Source organism: Mesorhizobium sp. WSM4846, from assembly GCF_055811415.1.
Map to the genome: position 1 here is coordinate 176,533 of NZ_JBVVPZ010000004.1, position 15,760 is coordinate 192,292.

Here is a 15,760-nt window from a genome sequence, read left to right on the forward strand (position 1 = left end):
ACGACCCCGCACGAAACCATCCTCGCGGGTCTGCCGACCTGTTTTGGAGCATGACGGCGCAATTATCAATTACCCAAGAGGGTCCATATGCAGAAGCCAGGAAGCTGCGTCTGCTCAGCTGCCACGCTGGTCCAGAAGAACCTGCATCATTTCTGGTCTTGATCATCTCGGATTGGCAGCGAAGATTCGGATAAGTCGGCGTTGGCAGAAATAGACGTTTCCAAGGTTGGGGTCGAGCGTTCGAATCGCTTCATCCGCTCCAAGTTCTCTCAAGGGAATCAAGCTATTGAGAGGCGCCTTTTGGGACGCTTTTTGCTTACAAGGCCAGCTTTGCCGCCTCCTGAAAGCCGATGTCCGAGTGACCAGGTTGACGGTCTCTCTCGCGCTAAAAGCAGCCATCAAAGGGTGACAGGTCAGCGCTATTTGTCATCTGTCCAAAATCTACCCCTGCTGATAACCGGCGCTTGCATACATGCCAGTGGTTCTGAATTCTGTCGGACTGACGCCGAAGCCACGTCGGAATACCTTGGCGAAGTAGTTGGGATCTTCGAAGCCGCACATGCCGGAAATATCCTTCACCGGAAGGTCGGCGGACATGGTCAGTAGCTTTGCGGCGCGGTCGAGTCGTCTGTTGAGGACGAACTCAGCCGGAGGAATACCTTCATGCGCTGCGAACACACGTGAGAAATGCGCGCGACTGAGACCGGAAAGCCGCGCCAGCTCATCGACCGGCAACGGCAGATGCAGATGCGCACCGATATAGTCAGTCACCTGACGCACTACCGAATTCTCCGCCACGTCATTTCCGTGCAGTTCGAACACGTCGTCATAGAGTGCCATGGCCGCCTCGTAGGAAATTGCCGAGGCGCGTGCCGGCGTTGAGCCGTCGCCTTTGACCAGCCGGTAGGCGCAGTCGGCCAGATTATCGACGGTCGCTGCCCGAAGGCTGAACACCGGTCCTTTCGTTGCCAGGACTTCTCTATGGATGCGCAACGCTTCCGCCCCATGCATCGATATCCAGAAAAACTCCCAGCGCCCGCCTTTTTCGACCCAGTAGCGGTGCGAATGCGGAACAACCAACAGCATCGTCTCGCCCGGAGCGATGCGGTAGGACCTGGTTCCGTAACGCAAGTTTCCGGTGCCGCTGATGGTGTGCTGTATCACTGTGAACGGCGTCTGCCCGCGCCTGCGGCCATCCCAGTTATAGCCGGCATCCGTTCTCACGTCGTAGCCGGTGCTCGTCGGCATGGTGTGCAATCGCTGCCGAGCGCGCGGCAGGGAAATCATTTTCATCACCGGTCCAAGGTCGACGAGTTTTTGCAGCACAAAATTACCCTACAAAGCACATCTACGCCCTACCGGAGGGGCGTGATCTTACGCATATTGACCAAAAAACAAAAGAGATGAGGATGAAACCCCGGTTGCACGCCGCTTGGTTGCGTGTCTTCCGAATAACACGCCTGGACTGGATTTCTACGAACCGATTTTACCTATCGGTCCAATCCGCTTGCGGAGAAGGTTCGAATGAGCAGATTTAAGATCGCAATCATTGGCGCGGGCAGCGTCGGTTTCACCAAGAAGCTGTTCACGGACATTTTGTGTGTGCCGGAGCTGCGCGACATCGAGTTCGCACTGACCGACATCAGCGAGCACAATCTCAAGATGATCGAGTCAATTCTCCTGCGGATCGTCAAGTCGAGTCAGCTTCCTGCACGGGTGACCGCGACGACGGACCGCCGCAAGGCGATCGAGGGCGCGCGCTACATCATTAGCTGTGTGCGCGTCGGAGGTCTCGCCGCCTATGCCGACGATATCCGCATCCCCTTGAAATACGGCGTCGACCAGTGCGTCGGCGATACGATCTGCGCCGGTGGCATTCTCTACGGCCAGCGCAACATCCCGGTCATTTTGGATTTCTGCAAGGACATTCGCGAATTGGCCGAGCCAGGCGCCAAATTCCTGAACTATGCCAACCCGATGGCGATGAACACCTGGGCGGCGATCGAATTCGGCAAGGTCGATACGGTCGGTCTCTGCCATGGGGTCCAGCATGGGGCCGAGCAGATTGCCGAGATCCTCGGCGCCGGGGAAGGCGAGCTCGACTATGTCTGCTCCGGCATCAACCACCAGACCTGGTTCGTCGACGTTCGCGTCAAGGGCCGCAAGATCGGCAGGGATGAGCTCGTCGCCGCCTTCGAGGCGCATCCGGTCTTCTCGCGGCAGGAGAAACTCAGGATCGACGTGTTGAAGCGCTTCGGCGTCTATTCGACCGAAAGTAACGGCCACCTGTCGGAATATCTACCCTGGTATCGCAAACGGCCTGAGGAGACTGCCAAGTGGATCGATATGTCGGACTGGATCCACGGCGAAACCGGCGGTTATCTGCGCTATTCGACCGAAACCCGGAACTGGTTCGAAACCGAGTTCCCGCAATTCCTCGAAGATGCGGGAAAGCCCTTCGATCCCGGGCGCCGCTCGAACGAGCACGCCAGCCACATACTGGAGGCGCTCGAGACCGGTCGGGTCTATCGCGGTCACTTCAACGTCAAGAACGAAGGCGTCATCACCAATCTTCCGTCCGATGCAATCATCGAATCGCCTGGTTTCGTCGATCGCTTCGGCATCAACATGGTGGCCGGCATCACGCTTCCGGAAGCCTGCGCCGCGACCTGCATTTCGTCGATTAATGTCCAGCGCATGTCCGTCCACGCGGCAATCTCCGGCGACATCGACCTCCTGAAACTGGCCGTGCTGCACGATCCGCTGGTTGGCGCCATCTGCACGCCGGAAGAGGTCTGGCAGATGGTCGACGAGATGGTTGTGGCGCAAGCGCAATGGCTGCCGCAATTCGACCATGCGATCGACAGCGCCAAGGAGCGGCTGAGCCGCGCGACGGTAAAAACGCGGGAATGGAAGGGCGTTGCCCGCCGCGAGGTTCGCTCGATCGAAGAGATCAGGGCCGAAAAGGACGCATTGCGCGCGGCCGGCTGAGACATTGGTTGCGATAAGCCAATGTTCCGGAAAACCGGGCGGCCAGGATCGTGCCTCGGCGAATGCGCTCGGGCAGCACGGCACTGTCATCCGAGAAAGCGGAATACCGCTTCTGAGAAAGCGGAATACCGCTTCGATCGAATGCTTGTAGGAGGAGAGCCATGCCATCGCGGCAGGCCCGAAGCATAAGGGAGAGACCAGGACAATGAACATTTTTGGCCGCATGAAAACCGCCGCCGCGCTCCTGTTTGGTGTATCGGCGTTCGCGATCCAGGCCGTGGCCTCCGAGCCGACGATCGTGCCGGAACAGCCGCCGTTTCCGGCGCAAGGCAAGATCAATTACGTGCCTCGCGATTCAATTCTGGAATTCAAGGCGCTATCCGAATATCGCGAGCCGGAGTGGGTCACCGAAAAATTCGTCAAGACCGGGAAACTGCCTCCGTTGGCCGAGCGGCTGCCAAAGGAGCCGATGGTCTTCAAGACAGGCAACATGCCCGACGGGATAGGCGTCTATGGCGACACGATGCGCCACGTCATCGGCGGCCGGCCGGAAGGCTGGAACTACAGTGCCGGGCAGACGCAAGGCTGGGGCGGCATTGACATTGCGATGTTCGAATGCCTGACGCGCACCGCGCCGCTCTTCCAGGTCGATGCCAAAGACGTCGAGCCGCTGCACAATCTTGCCCAGAGCTGGGAGTGGTCGGAAGACGGCCACACACTGACGATGAAGTTGATCGAAGGCGCAAAGTGGTCCGACGGAGATCCCTTCGACGCCGATGACGTGATGTTCTATTGGGACGACAATGTCGTCGATCCGAACGTCTCGCCGCTGAACGGTGCAACACCGGAAACGTTCGGAGAAGGCACCACCCTGAAGGCGGTAGACAAATATACGATCGAATGGACTTTTAAGGACGCGTTCCCGCGCCAGCATCTCTATGCGATGGCCTATGGAACCTTCTGCCCTGGCCCCTCGCACATTTTGAAGACCAAGCATCCGAAATATGCGGGCACCACCTACGACGAGTACAAGAACGGCTTTCCGCCGGAATACTTGAATATGCCCGTCATGGGCGCCTGGGTGCCTATCGAATACCGTTCGGACGACGTCATCGTGCTTCGCCGCAATCCTTACTATTGGAAGGTGGACGAAGAGGGAAATCAGCTGCCCTATCTCAACGAACTGCACTACAAGCTTTCGACCTGGGCCGATCGTGACGTGCAGGCGATCGCCGGGTCCGGCGATATCTCGAACCTGGAGCAACCTGAAAATTTCGTGGAATCGCTGAAGCGCGCCGCACAGGAAACGGCTCCCGCGCGGCTGGCCTTTGGCGCCCGGCTGATCGGCTACAATCTGCGCATGAACTTTTCAGCCAATGGCTGGGGCGAGCCGGACGAGCGGGCGCAGGCCGTACGCGAGCTCAACCGCAACGTCGATTTCCGTAAGGCCGTGACCATGGCCATCGATCGCAAGAAACTCGGCGAATCCCTCGTCAAAGGACCCTTCACCGCGATCTATCCCGGCGGCATTTCCTCTGGCACGAGCTTTTACGACCGCGCCTCGACGGTGTACTACCCGTTCGATCTGGAAGGCGCCAAGGCGCTGCTGGAGAAGGTCGGGTTGAAGGACACGGACGGCAACGGCGCCGTCAACTTTCCGGCCGGTACAGCTGGCGGCTCGGACGTACAGATCGTGCTTCTGGTGAATTCCGACTACAGCACCGATCGCAATCTCGCGGAAGGTCTGGTCGGCCAGATGGAACAGCTTGGCCTCAAGGTCGTGCTCAACACAATCGATGGCGCGAAGCGCGACGCAACCCAGTATGCCGGGCGCTTCGACTGGCTTGTTCGCCGCAACGAGCAGGAACAGACCTCAGTTGTGCAGAACACGACCCAGCTTGCCCCGACCGGTCCGCGCACGAGTTGGCATCACAGGGCAGGAACGGACGGCACGGTCGATCTGATGCCGTTCGAACAGGAACTCGTGGACGTCGTCAACAAGTTCATCTCCAGCAACGACAATGACGAGCGGGCTGATCTGATGAAGCAGTTCCAGAAGGTCTCGACGACGAATCTCGATACGATCGGCCTGACAGAATATCCGGGTGCGCTCATCATCAACAAGCGCTTCTCCAACATTCCGGAAGGCGTGCCGATCTTCATGTTCAATTGGGCGGAGGACACGATCATCCGTGAACGGGTCTTCGTCGCTGCCGACAAGCAGGGCGACTACGAGCTGTTCCCCGAGCAGCTTCCGGGCAAGCCCGGTGAAGGCGGTCCGATCAACTGACCGCAGTCGATTTCCCCTCCGGCGAGCATCCGCCGGAGGTGAGGTTGCGAATTGAACCGTGGAGATACCGCGCCTCGTGAAGGAGCAGATCGCCACGAGCCACAAGAGAAGCAAACACGATCATGTTCAGATTTCTGCTTGTGCGTATCGCCTCGGCGATTCCTGTCCTCTTCGTCCTGAGCGTCGTGACGTTCGCGATCATCCAGGCCCCGCCGGGCGACTACAGCGACTATGTGCGCTCGCAACTGATCAACCAGGGTGGCGCATCCTTCGAAAAGGCCGACGCCCAGGCGCAGGCCTACAAGATCGCGCATGGCCTCGATAAGCCTTTGCCCCTCCAGTACGTCAACTGGATCACGGGCATCGTCACCCGCGGCGAATTCGGCCACAGTCTCTTCTACAACAAGCCTGTCGCCGATGTGGTCGGCGAACGTTTGCCCCGTACGCTGGCGCTGGCGCTCGTCTGCCATATCCTGGCTTCGGTGATCGGCATCACCTTCGGCGTTTTGGCGGCAACCCGGCAATATTCCTGGGTGGACAGCCTGCTGTCGGGCATCTCGTTTCTCGGCATGACGATACCGCGATTCCTGATGGCGCTGATTATCGTCTATATCCTGGTGTTCCACTTCAATGTCACTGAGATCAACAGTTTCCATTCCGCTCGCTACGGCGGGGCGCCCTGGTCGTGGGGCAAGTTCGTCGACCTGGTCAAGCATGTCTGGCCGGTCATCGCGATCGCCACTTTGGGCGGGCTCGCCTACAACATGCGCGTCATGCGGGGCAATCTTCTCGATACGCTGAACGCCCAATATGTCGAAACGGCTCGGGCCAAGGGCCTGAGCGAGGGCGCGGTGGTCATGCGCCACGCCGTGCCGAACGCGCTGCATCCGCTCGTCATGTATCAGGGCGTCGTGCTGCCCTACATGCTGACCGGCGAGATCGAGACCGCGATCATCTTCGCCCTGCCTACGGTCGGCCCGGCCATCGTCGGCTCGATGTGGGTCGGCGACGTCTATGTCACGGCGACCTTCATGCTGGTTCTGTCGGTGACGCTGATCGTCGGCAACATCATCGCCGACATGCTGCTCGCGGCACTTGACCCGCGCGTTCGTCTTGGGGGAGGGGCCGACGCATGAAAGCCGACGTCCAATCCATAATCTTCGCCTCCGTGCCGCCGGCCAAAGGCAACGGCAATGAAACCTATACCGCGCTTGTCTGGCGCCGTCTGAAGCGATCCTGGACCGGCATGATAGGGCTGATCCTTGTCTGCCTCCTGATGATCATGACGATTTTCGCGGAGTTCTTCGCACCCGTCGATCCGAAACTGACCGGCGTCGGTTTCGCGCCGCCGCAGACAATCAGCATGACGGATCGGGAGGGGAACTTCGTCTTTCCGCCGCGCAGCTATCCGATTCGTGAAACAGATGAATTCGACCCCGTCACGTTCCAGCCGATCGTCGGCCCCGACTACGATAACCCGCAGACGCTCGGCTTTTTTGTCAAGGGGTTCGGCTACAGGCTATTCGGACTGATCCCGGCGCAGCGGCATTTCTTCGGCGCCACCGACGGAAGCCCGGTCAATTTCCTCGGCACCGACAAATTCGGCCGCGATGTGCTGTCGCGCATCATCTACGGCTCGCGCATTTCGCTGATGATCGCCCTGACCGTGGTGTTCATCATCACGGTAGTCGGCACGACGGTCGGCATGGTGTCCGGATATTTCGGCGGAAGGTTCGACGCATGGGTGCAGCGCTTCGTCGAACTGGTGCTCGCCTTTCCGCAACTGCCGCTCTATCTCGCGCTCACCTCGCTGATTCCGGTGACGGCGCCGACCAATGTCTTCCTCGCCTTCGTCATCGTCGTCATGTCGGCGCTCGGCTGGGCACAGCTGTCGCGCGAAGTTCGAGGCAAGACGCTGGCGCTGGCGCGGATCGACTATGTGCGGGCGGCGATGGCGATCGGCGCAACCGACCGCCGGATCATCTTTCAGCATATTTTCCCCAACGTCATGAGCCACGTCATCGTCGCCGTCACGCTGGCGATCCCCAATGTCGTGCTGCTTGAATCCTTCCTCGGCTTCCTCGGTTTCGCGGTGAAGCCGCCGCTGATCTCCTGGGGGCTGATGCTGCAGGATACCGCGACATACTCCGTCATTGGGTCCTATCCCTGGATCCTTGCCCCCGTGGGTTTCGTGCTGGTCACCGTCTTTTCGTTCAATGCGCTGGGCGATGGTCTTCGCGACGCCGTCGATCCCTATTGAGAAGGCCGGCACCATGGCTCTGACGGAAAAGACCTCGATGGCGCCGGACGAACGTCACGATCATGCGGTGAGGACCGGCAGTCCGATCATCGACGCCCGCAATGTCGCGGTGACCTTCAAGGTAGAAGGCGGAACCGTCGACGCGGTCAAGGATGTCTCGTTTCAGCTCTATCGCGGCGAGACCATCGCTGTGGTGGGAGAATCCGGCTCCGGCAAGTCGGTGACGGCGCGCACGGTCATGGGCTTGCTCACCAAGCGCGCCACCGTGGCCGTGCACTCGCGGATCGAATATGATGGGAAGAATGTGCTGAAATTCTCCGACCGGCAGCGCCTGGCGCTGCGCGGCGACCGCATTTCGATGATATTCCAGGAGCCGATGAGCTCGCTCAATCCGGTCTACACGGTCGGCGCGCAGATCATCGAGGCGATCCGCGTTCATCAGAAGATGAGCCGCAGGCAAGCAGCGGAGCGTACGCTGGAGCTGTTGCGGCAGGTGCAGATTCCGGACCCGGAAAGCCGCTTCAACCAATATCCGCACCAGCTTTCAGGCGGTCAGCGCCAGCGCGTCATGATCGCCATGGCGCTCGCCAATAATCCGGACGTACTCATCGCCGACGAACCCACGACGGCACTCGACGTCACCGTGCAGGCGCAGATCCTCAACCTCATCCGTGATCTGCAGCAGAAGCTAGGTATGGCGGTAATCCTGATCACTCACGATCTGACGGTCGTTCGCCAGTTTTCCGACTACGTCTATGTCATGAGCCAGGGCGAGGTGAAGGAGCACAACACCACTGAAGCGCTCTTCAAGAACCCGCAGCATCCCTATACGCGCCATCTTCTGGCGTCCGAACCAAAGGGCATGGCCAATCCGACGCCGGTGGACTCAGCCGTCATTCTCGAGGGCAGCAATGTGCGGGTGTCGTTCATGCTGAAGCATGGCGGGTTCTTCAAGCCGCGGCTCAAGGAACTCGTCGCCGTCGACAGCCTCAGCCTAAAGCTTCACCGGTACGAAACGCTGGGGCTGGTCGGCGAATCCGGGTCCGGCAAGACGACGTTCGGGCAGGCGCTGGTGAAGCTTCTGACGGCCGACGGCGGCGAAATCTTCTTCGACGGCGAACCGATCCACGCAAGGACACGTGACCAGATGCGGCCGCTCAGATCGCGCATGCAGGTCGTCTTTCAGGATCCGTTCTCCTCGCTCAATCCGCGCATGTCGGTCGGCCAGATCATCGAGGAGGGGCTGATCGTCAATCGGCTCGGCGACAACAAAAGTGATCGGCTGCAGCGCGTGGAGCAGGCGCTTGTCAGCGCCGGGCTTCCGCACAACATCCTGTCGCGCTTTCCGCACGAGTTTTCCGGCGGACAGCGCCAGCGCATCGCTATTGCGCGGGCAATCGCACTCGAGCCGGAATTCATCCTGCTCGACGAGCCGACATCGGCGCTCGATCTCTCCGTTCAGGCCCAGATCATCGACCTCCTGCGCAAGCTGCAGGATGAGCGCGGCCTGAGCTATCTCTTCATTTCCCACGATCTCAAGGTCGTACGCGCGCTCTGTCATCGGGTCGTGGTGATGCAGCACGGTAAAATCGTCGAGGAGGGACCCGTCGACGAGGTTCTTTCCCATCCGAGGACCGCCTACACTGAACGGCTCGTCAAGGCCGCGTTCGAGGTAGCCGCATAAATCGCAGACAAGAGGGGCGCAATTCATGACGAGACAACCCAAAATCACGTTCATCGGGGCCGGTTCCACCGTCTTCATGAAGAATGTCATCGGCGATGTGCTGCAGCGGCCGTCTCTTTCGGGCGCTACCATCGCGCTGATGGACGTCAATCCGCAGCGCCTGGAAGAAAGCGAGATCGTCGCCGGAAAGCTGGTCAAGACGCTTGGCGCTGCGGCGACCATCGAGACGCATTCCAGCCAGCGCAAGGCCCTGGAAGGCGCGGACTTCGTCGTCGTTGCCTTCCAGATCGGCGGCTACGAGCCCTGCACGGTCACTGATTTCGAGGTGCCGAAGAAATACGGCCTGCGCCAGACGATCGCCGATACGCTCGGCGTTGGCGGCATCATGCGGGGTTTGCGCACCGTGCCGCATCTCTGGAAAATCTGCGAAGACATGATGGCAATCTGCCCCGACGCCATCCTCCTGCAATACGTCAACCCGATGGCGATCAACACCTGGGCGATTGCGGAAAAGTATCCGCTCATCAAGCAGGTCGGTCTCTGCCATTCGGTGCAGGGAACGGCTTTCGAGCTCGCCCGCGATCTCGAAATCCCGCTCGAGGAAATCCGTTACCGTGCCGCCGGCATCAACCACATGGCCTTCTACCTGAAATTCGAGCATCGGCAGGCCGATGGCAGCTACCGCGACCTTTATCCGGATCTCGTGCGCGGCTACCGCGACGGGCGATTTCCGAAACCCAGCCACTGGAATCCGCGCTGCCCGAACAAGGTGCGTTACGAGGTGCTGACCCGCCTCGGCTATTTCGTCACCGAAAGCTCGGAGCATTTCGCCGAATACACGCCGTATTTCATCAAGGACGGCAGGCCCGATCTGATCGAGAAGTTCGGCATTCCGCTGGATGAATATCCCAAGCGCTGCATCGAGCAGATCGAGCGTTGGAAAGGGCAGGCGGCCGCCTACCGGAGCGCCGAGAACATCGAGATCGAGGAGAGCCATGAATATGCTTCCTTGATCATGAACTCGGTCTGGACCGGTGAGCCCTCGGTTATTTACGGCAATGTCCGCAACAATGGCTGCATCACCTCGCTGCCGGAAAATTGCGCGGCCGAAGTGCCGTGCCTGGTCGATGCGTCCGGCATCCAGCCGACCTTCATCGGCGCCTTGCCGCCGCAACTGACGGCGCTCATCCGCACCAATGTCAATGTGCAGGAACTGACTGTCGCGGCCTTGATGACGGAAAACCGCGAGCATCTTTATCACGCGGCGATGATGGATCCGCATACCGCCGCCGAGCTCGATCTCGACCAGATCTGGTCGCTGGTCGACGATCTGCTGGCCGCGCACCGCGACTGGATTCCGGAGTGGGCGCGCATCTCGAAAAATGTGCAGGCAGCATAACGACGGAACGGTTTTGGTTTGCAAACTCCTGCAAGCACTGGCGGCCGGGCTTAAGCATGTGGAGCCTTAACAGGTTGTCCTCGGCGAGGATAAACCGCCTGTCAGCCAACGAAGAGTACCATCGCAGGATGTAGTTTTTTGAGATTTGGCAGCGATTTCGACTGCCAAGGTATTTCCGAGCTTCCCCGGACAATGAGTTGGACCTCGGGATGCTTTCTGACCTCTATGGTAAATTTGGCCAATAAATTGATGCCCGACGAGTTAAGAAACTCCAAGTCTGATACATGTATCGTTATAGTAGTAGGATTGGAGGTAAGGACATTCATCATTAGCTGCAAAATGGGCGCATAGGCCTCAGAACTGGACAACCTCATTACGCCGTCAAAATAAACATCGCTTCCTTCGTTCCACACGCGATAATTTGTCGTTGTTATGTCCACGATTTTGTCTTCATTTCGTTTTAGTTATAAGTTTCTGATGATACCACAATTGAAGCATATGTTTCCAGGCGAACCTGATCCCTTTCGTCGGCGGGGCTGAAGACCCAAGCCAGGCTCGCGCCATAGTCGCTCATCAACGTCAGCAATCCAAGACCGGAATTTGTTGTCTGAGGGTCCGCGGCATTCTCTTCGATTCGCTGGATCAGGAGCTCACTCGGATCGCCGGCTGTGATCTCCGACAGAAGATTTTGAAATTTAGCGGTCGTTTCGACGTCAACAACATTCGAAACCTTGATTTTAAAACTTTCCGATTCTATGGCCGCCTCGATCGTGATCTCGCCTGGCGCACGAAACTTGACCGCATTTTCGATCAGTTCGTTGACTAGATAGCCAATGCTGTGTCGCACTTCCCTGTAGTCGTTGCGAGAAGACTGGAAGCGTAGGGCAAAAACGTCCGCGATGAAGTCCGAAGTAGTAGCGCAATGATGCCAACTCAGGTCGAGAGGTCCATCGAACAATCGCACGCGGCTGACGCTCTCTCTCATTCCAATTGCAAAGTCGGCTGTTCCGAACAGTGTTGTCATTCCTACTTGTGCCTCATGATCACGAGCGTGATGTCGTCGTGGATTTTCTGTGTTCCGATATGGGCCATCAGGTCCTCAATAATTCCAGTTTTGATCTCCTCGGCGCTCTTGCGATGATAGTGGCGCGCACTGTTAGAGAGGCGTATCAAACCGAACAATTTTCCCTCCGGATCTTCCGCCTCGGTCACACCATCCGTGTGGAGCACGATCACATCGCCGCTGTTGAACGGAATGTCGCGCGTTGCGATAAACGGCAAGATGTTGCGTTCGAGGCCGATCGGCAGACCAAGATTGGCGGTATCGATACGCTCGATCTCTCCATTTGCACGAACGACGAGAACCTCCTCATGCTGCCCTGACAGGGTCACCCTCCCATTCTCAAAGTCAAGAAAGGCCAGCGAGAGATGCTTGTCGGTGTTGGTCCGTTCGATATTTTTATAGATGGCTCTGTTCAGTCGATCGAGAAACTGACGTGGATTGTCCTCGCCAGTCTCCTGCAGTGCGCGTGCAACGGATTGAACCATCAGCATCAGCACACCGCTTTCGAGCCCGTGGCCTGTCACATCGCCGATCCCGATCTTGACCCGCGATCCCTCTTGCAAGACGTCGTAGTAGTCGCCGCCGACCTCGTCGGCCGGCCGCATATAAGCGGCGATTTCGACCCCGTGGATGGCTTCGAGTTCGCTTGCTCTCGGCAGAACCATCATCTGGATATGTTTGGCAACTGCAAGCTCTGCACCAAGGCGCAGGTTCTCATCTCGCAATTTGCTGTTGAGGGCGGAAATCTCCTGATTTGCGTCTTCAAGCTCCTTCGTTCTTTCATCGACGATTTGCTCGAGATTTTCCGTATGGAAGCTGATCTCCTCCGCCATCCGGTTGAACGCGACCCCCACCTCTCCCACTTCGTCATGCGTCGGAATGCTTACTCGAACTGAATAGTCTTGTGCCTGGAGCCGCTTTGCGGCTGCTGCAAGCGCGCTGAGGCCTGCGGTGATCCGCTTTGAGATTCCGAAGACAGCCGCAAAGACAATCAGGAGCGAAATGATAATTGCGATGATCTGGGAGACCAGGATCCGGTTGGTCGCGCTGGAAATGCTCTGTTGCGCTGCAAGTAGGGAAGCATAGATTTCCCGCTCCGGGACGACGAAGCCGAGCATCTGGTTTTCGGCTGTGATGGACCCCGTGCTATTCCAGAGATTGACTGCCTCCAGTCGGCGAAGCGCGACGATGTGAGGTTCGGCTTCGCCATCCTCCTCCCAAATCGAAATATGCTTGATGACCGTCTTGTCGTCGGCAGGAAGTTCGAGCGCCGCAACGGCCGAATGCGTACTCTTTTTGAGCGAGCGATCGAGTCCGGTAACGCCTTGACCCGCCGCACCACTTGCAATCTTGAGCCCGAGCGTTTTCTCGCCTTCGGGCTTGATCGCGAGCACATTGCCATTCGACATGGTGAGAAAACCGAAGCCCGTCTCAGCGACCTTCACGCTTTCGACGATTTCAGCGAGTTGATCGAGCGTTACGTCGGAAGCGACCATGCCGGCGACATCCTTGCGGTCCTTCGTCCAGAGCGGATGGAAGAAACTCACTATGAGCTTACCGGTAATCGCATCGATATATGGGGCAGTCGCTGTGATGTCATCGCCTTTTACGGGGCGCGAATTCGGGTCCCTGATCCACCCCTGCCAGCGCTCATAGACGCCAGGAAAGAAGAAATCCCAGAAATTTGCGTTGTTGTGGCCCGGATAGAGCTTGTCGAAGGTTTGCGCCTGATCGGAGTAAGGAGTCGTGCGCATGATAGGTGCTGCCTTCGGTCCAACGTAATAGACCTGCAACTTCCTGGCGCCTGTTGCCATTTGGCTTGGGCCAAAAATGTCGAACGCCGCACTCTCCTGAATTTTGTGGAGAATTTCGGGCTTCGGTCGGCCATCGGGGGAGAGAAGATATCCCCAGATACTCAAGACCGAAGGCGACCCTTGTGGGCTCTGCATCCAGTTTCCCTTGGGGTCATGTATAAGCGGCGCATTGAAATAGGAGTCCGTCGCCAGCGCGTTGCCGATTGCCTCCTTCGCCTCTGGATGGTCGATCAGTCTCTGCATGGAGCCTGCAAGTGCGGTGACCTCGGAGTGCATTTGGTCGAAGAGGAGATCGGCGCGCAGAGCAGTCGTCTCGATATAATTCTGGAGGTATTCCTGGCTCGCCTTGGTGAGGCCGCTCTCGATCTGGTACGTCGCGTCGCGGGAAAGCCGGTTGACGTTCCACAGGGCGACGCTCCCACCGACCAGGAGGTCGAAGAGCACCGCCCCGCCCACAACGATTATGAATTTCGCGCGGAAGCTGTTAGGCCGGAAAACGGACCAGGGTTTGGGGGAAATGGCATGCGACTCGCTCACAGTGGCTTACGTCCCGATGCAACCCAGATTGGCCAGCCGGCATATCCCTTGGGGTGGAGCGCAGCGAAAATGTGATCCTGGAAACCCTGTCGGAACCGTCTGATGAACGCCGGCGGGTCACCTCGCTTTGTCGCCATCTCGCCTGCATAGACGTTCTCCCATGCCGCGACGACATCTGCGAAGTCCTGCGGATCGCCGTCGTGGTTGGTGACCACGAAAGACTCGACTCGAATGTCTTCGAACCCCGCTTCGACCAGGTATCGACGGCTTTTGGGGCCAAGCTCGATATCCATCTGGAAGTGCGCCCAAAGCTTGGCGACTTCATTATAGGTCCACTGGATGCTATCGGCGCGCGGTTCGCCCAGACAGTGCGAGTTCTTTTCATTCGTGATGTAGACGCGTCCGCCCGGCTTGCAGATGCGAAAGAGTTCCTTGAGAATCAGTTCGGGCTTGTTGAACACCTGCAGGGAGTGTCGGCATGTGACCAAGTCAAACTGATCTTGGTCGAGCAGCATTTCTGACGCGTCGCCATAGGTATATTCAATTCCTCCGATATCGAATGCCGCAGCCACGCTTCGCGCATAAGCAAGGCTTGATCTGGAATGGTCGAGAGCGACAATCCGTGACGGCTGAAATTCTTTCTGCACGAGTACGGCGAAATCACCAATTCCGCAACAGATGTCGGCCATGATGATACCGGATTGCATGCCGTGTCGCGGCAAGATTGTGCGCTCGTGGCGCCAAGTCATCTTCGTCTGTGTGCGGAGGATCGGAATGAACCCGCCTTCTTCGAGGAAGCTCTGCCCCGGATAGAAATCACTGTCATACTCTTGAACCGTGATGTTCGCTTCGATTCCGTTCAGGCGCCCGAATTTTCTGGTCGTCCACCCGACAACGCTTGACGTTACGAGTACGAACCTGAGATCTGGTCGAGCGCGACAGGCGTCAATAATGACCCGCGAGAAAGCATGAAATGCGGTGTTGTTCATTTGCGTCAATCGTTTGACGTTTACGTACAGGGTGCCGCGTACACGAGCGATTGATTCCTTCAACAGGGCAATGCTGGGCGCAAGCTCATCGATCGACTGGGGCCGCAGTATTCCCGATATCGAGAACTCCTGATCGTTTACATCGTATTGCGCTCTGAAACGCGGGAAAAGGTTGTACGCGCTCAACTTGGCATGCCCTCAAGCGGAAGATCGACGACAAGGGTGATGATATCAGCGCCGACTTGCTCGACTCGAAGGGTCGCGTTGTAGTCGATGGCGAGTTCCAAGAGAACGACTTCACGACTGGGCGCGAGGTCTCCGGACACTGAGTTGAGATAGCGCTCCATTGCCTCGGATCCCGTAATTTGAAACACCGCTTCTTCAAAGAATTGTCGTTCTTCGGGCATGCAAGGGAATGTCAGTTCGATCCTGTCCGTCTCACCCCGGCGGGACACCCTACAGGCTATTTCACCGCCGAAATGCCGCGTACGAAAGGCGACCTCCAATAATTCGTTCAACGCAGAGGAAAAGAGGTTTGAATGCCGTACGGAGTCAGGTCTGTTATGGCTGATCATTCGCGCCGAGTAGGTCGAGAGTTGATCGCAGAGTATCCAATCAGACATAAAAGTTTTGACGTCCAAATCGATCTGGATCATTGTCTCAAAGACTGCTTCGCCATCTTCGTCATGAGAAGCAATATTCATCGGCGTTCCTCACTCGTTTCTGGCTGCAT

Annotated in this window: 12 protein-coding genes; 6 read left to right on the forward strand and 6 right to left on the reverse strand. The window is 58.0% G+C overall.

The annotated features are described in order from the left end of the window. Positions 1–441 precede the first annotated feature (441 nt). Positions 442–1,293 (reverse strand): AraC family ligand binding domain-containing protein, encoded by an 852-nt coding sequence (locus AC0L15_RS06105; protein WP_473496027.1) that lies wholly within the window; start codon positions 1,291–1,293, stop codon positions 442–444. 231 nt (positions 1,294–1,524) lie between these two features. On the opposite strand from AC0L15_RS06105, the gene melA (AC0L15_RS06110) reads away from it, so the two are divergent. The 6 genes from melA (AC0L15_RS06110) to melA (AC0L15_RS06135) all read left to right on the forward strand — a co-directional run bounded on the left by melA (AC0L15_RS06110) (position 1,525) and on the right by melA (AC0L15_RS06135) (position 10,624). After that, a complete protein-coding gene (gene melA, locus AC0L15_RS06110) occupies positions 1,525–2,991 on the forward strand; it encodes an alpha-glucosidase/alpha-galactosidase (RefSeq protein WP_287246201.1) in 1,467 nt (488 codons plus the stop codon). A 205-nt stretch (positions 2,992–3,196) separates the two neighbouring features. Then, positions 3,197–5,281 (forward strand): ABC transporter substrate-binding protein, encoded by a 2,085-nt coding sequence (locus tag AC0L15_RS06115; protein WP_287246203.1) that lies wholly within the window; start codon positions 3,197–3,199, stop codon positions 5,279–5,281. Between the two features lie 122 nt (positions 5,282–5,403). After that, the gene (locus AC0L15_RS06120; RefSeq protein WP_287246204.1) at positions 5,404–6,417 is read left to right on the forward strand and encodes an ABC transporter permease; all 1,014 of its coding nucleotides are present in this window, start codon (positions 5,404–5,406) and stop codon (positions 6,415–6,417) included. Beyond that, positions 6,414–7,541, forward strand: coding sequence for an ABC transporter permease (locus tag AC0L15_RS06125; protein WP_287246205.1), 1,128 nt, complete (start codon positions 6,414–6,416; stop codon positions 7,539–7,541). The genes AC0L15_RS06120 and AC0L15_RS06125 overlap by 4 nt, the downstream gene beginning before the upstream one ends. Before the next feature lie 13 nt (positions 7,542–7,554). Beyond that, positions 7,555–9,225 carry an ABC transporter ATP-binding protein gene (locus tag AC0L15_RS06130; protein WP_023797950.1) on the forward strand — a complete coding sequence of 557 codons (1,671 nt, stop codon included), beginning with the start codon at positions 7,555–7,557 and terminating at the stop codon, positions 9,223–9,225. Between the two features lie 25 nt (positions 9,226–9,250). After that, entirely contained in the window at positions 9,251–10,624 is a 1,374-nt protein-coding gene (melA, locus tag AC0L15_RS06135; protein WP_287246207.1) for an alpha-glucosidase/alpha-galactosidase, read from the forward strand. A gap of 101 nt (positions 10,625–10,725) precedes the next feature. Here melA (AC0L15_RS06135) and AC0L15_RS06140 read toward each other — a convergent pair whose 3' ends face one another. Genes AC0L15_RS06140 through AC0L15_RS06160 form a run of 5 tightly spaced genes read right to left on the reverse strand, consistent with a single transcriptional unit; the run spans position 10,726 to position 15,731 of the window. Further along, positions 10,726–11,064 carry a slr1659 superfamily regulator gene (locus tag AC0L15_RS06140; protein WP_287064582.1) on the reverse strand — a complete coding sequence of 113 codons (339 nt, stop codon included), beginning with the start codon at positions 11,062–11,064 and terminating at the stop codon, positions 10,726–10,728. A gap of 20 nt (positions 11,065–11,084) precedes the next feature. Then, on the reverse strand, positions 11,085–11,648 hold the full coding sequence (locus AC0L15_RS06145; protein ID WP_167366451.1) for a slr1658 superfamily regulator: 564 nt from the start codon (positions 11,646–11,648) through the stop codon (positions 11,085–11,087). A gap of 2 nt (positions 11,649–11,650) precedes the next feature. Then, positions 11,651–14,038: a SpoIIE family protein phosphatase gene (locus AC0L15_RS06150; RefSeq protein ID WP_287246210.1), complete on the reverse strand. Its 2,388-nt coding sequence runs from the start codon at positions 14,036–14,038 to the stop codon at positions 11,651–11,653. Continuing rightward, the gene (locus AC0L15_RS06155) at positions 14,035–15,213 is read right to left on the reverse strand and encodes a class I SAM-dependent methyltransferase (RefSeq protein WP_287177776.1); all 1,179 of its coding nucleotides are present in this window, start codon (positions 15,211–15,213) and stop codon (positions 14,035–14,037) included. The genes AC0L15_RS06150 and AC0L15_RS06155 overlap by 4 nt, the downstream gene beginning before the upstream one ends. After that, positions 15,210–15,731: a ubiquinone biosynthesis methyltransferase UbiE gene (locus AC0L15_RS06160; RefSeq protein WP_287246212.1), complete on the reverse strand. Its 522-nt coding sequence runs from the start codon at positions 15,729–15,731 to the stop codon at positions 15,210–15,212. The genes AC0L15_RS06155 and AC0L15_RS06160 overlap by 4 nt, the downstream gene beginning before the upstream one ends. Positions 15,732–15,760: the final 29 nt, after the last annotated feature.

Coding starts and splice junctions, on each gene's coding strand:
- melA (WP_287246201.1), top strand. CDS start 1,525: ATGAGCAGATTTAAGATCGCAATCATTGGCGCGGGCAGCGTCGGTTTC.
- AC0L15_RS06160 (WP_287246212.1), bottom strand. CDS start 15,731: ATGAATATTGCTTCTCATGACGAAGATGGCGAAGCAGTCTTTGAGACA.
- AC0L15_RS06145 (WP_167366451.1), bottom strand. CDS start 11,648: ATGACAACACTGTTCGGAACAGCCGACTTTGCAATTGGAATGAGAGAG.
- melA (WP_287246207.1), top strand. CDS start 9,251: ATGACGAGACAACCCAAAATCACGTTCATCGGGGCCGGTTCCACCGTC.
- AC0L15_RS06120 (WP_287246204.1), top strand. CDS start 5,404: ATGTTCAGATTTCTGCTTGTGCGTATCGCCTCGGCGATTCCTGTCCTC.
- AC0L15_RS06125 (WP_287246205.1), top strand. CDS start 6,414: ATGAAAGCCGACGTCCAATCCATAATCTTCGCCTCCGTGCCGCCGGCC.
- AC0L15_RS06130 (WP_023797950.1), top strand. CDS start 7,555: ATGGCTCTGACGGAAAAGACCTCGATGGCGCCGGACGAACGTCACGAT.
- AC0L15_RS06115 (WP_287246203.1), top strand. CDS start 3,197: ATGAACATTTTTGGCCGCATGAAAACCGCCGCCGCGCTCCTGTTTGGT.
- AC0L15_RS06105 (WP_473496027.1), bottom strand. CDS start 1,293: ATGAAAATGATTTCCCTGCCGCGCGCTCGGCAGCGATTGCACACCATG.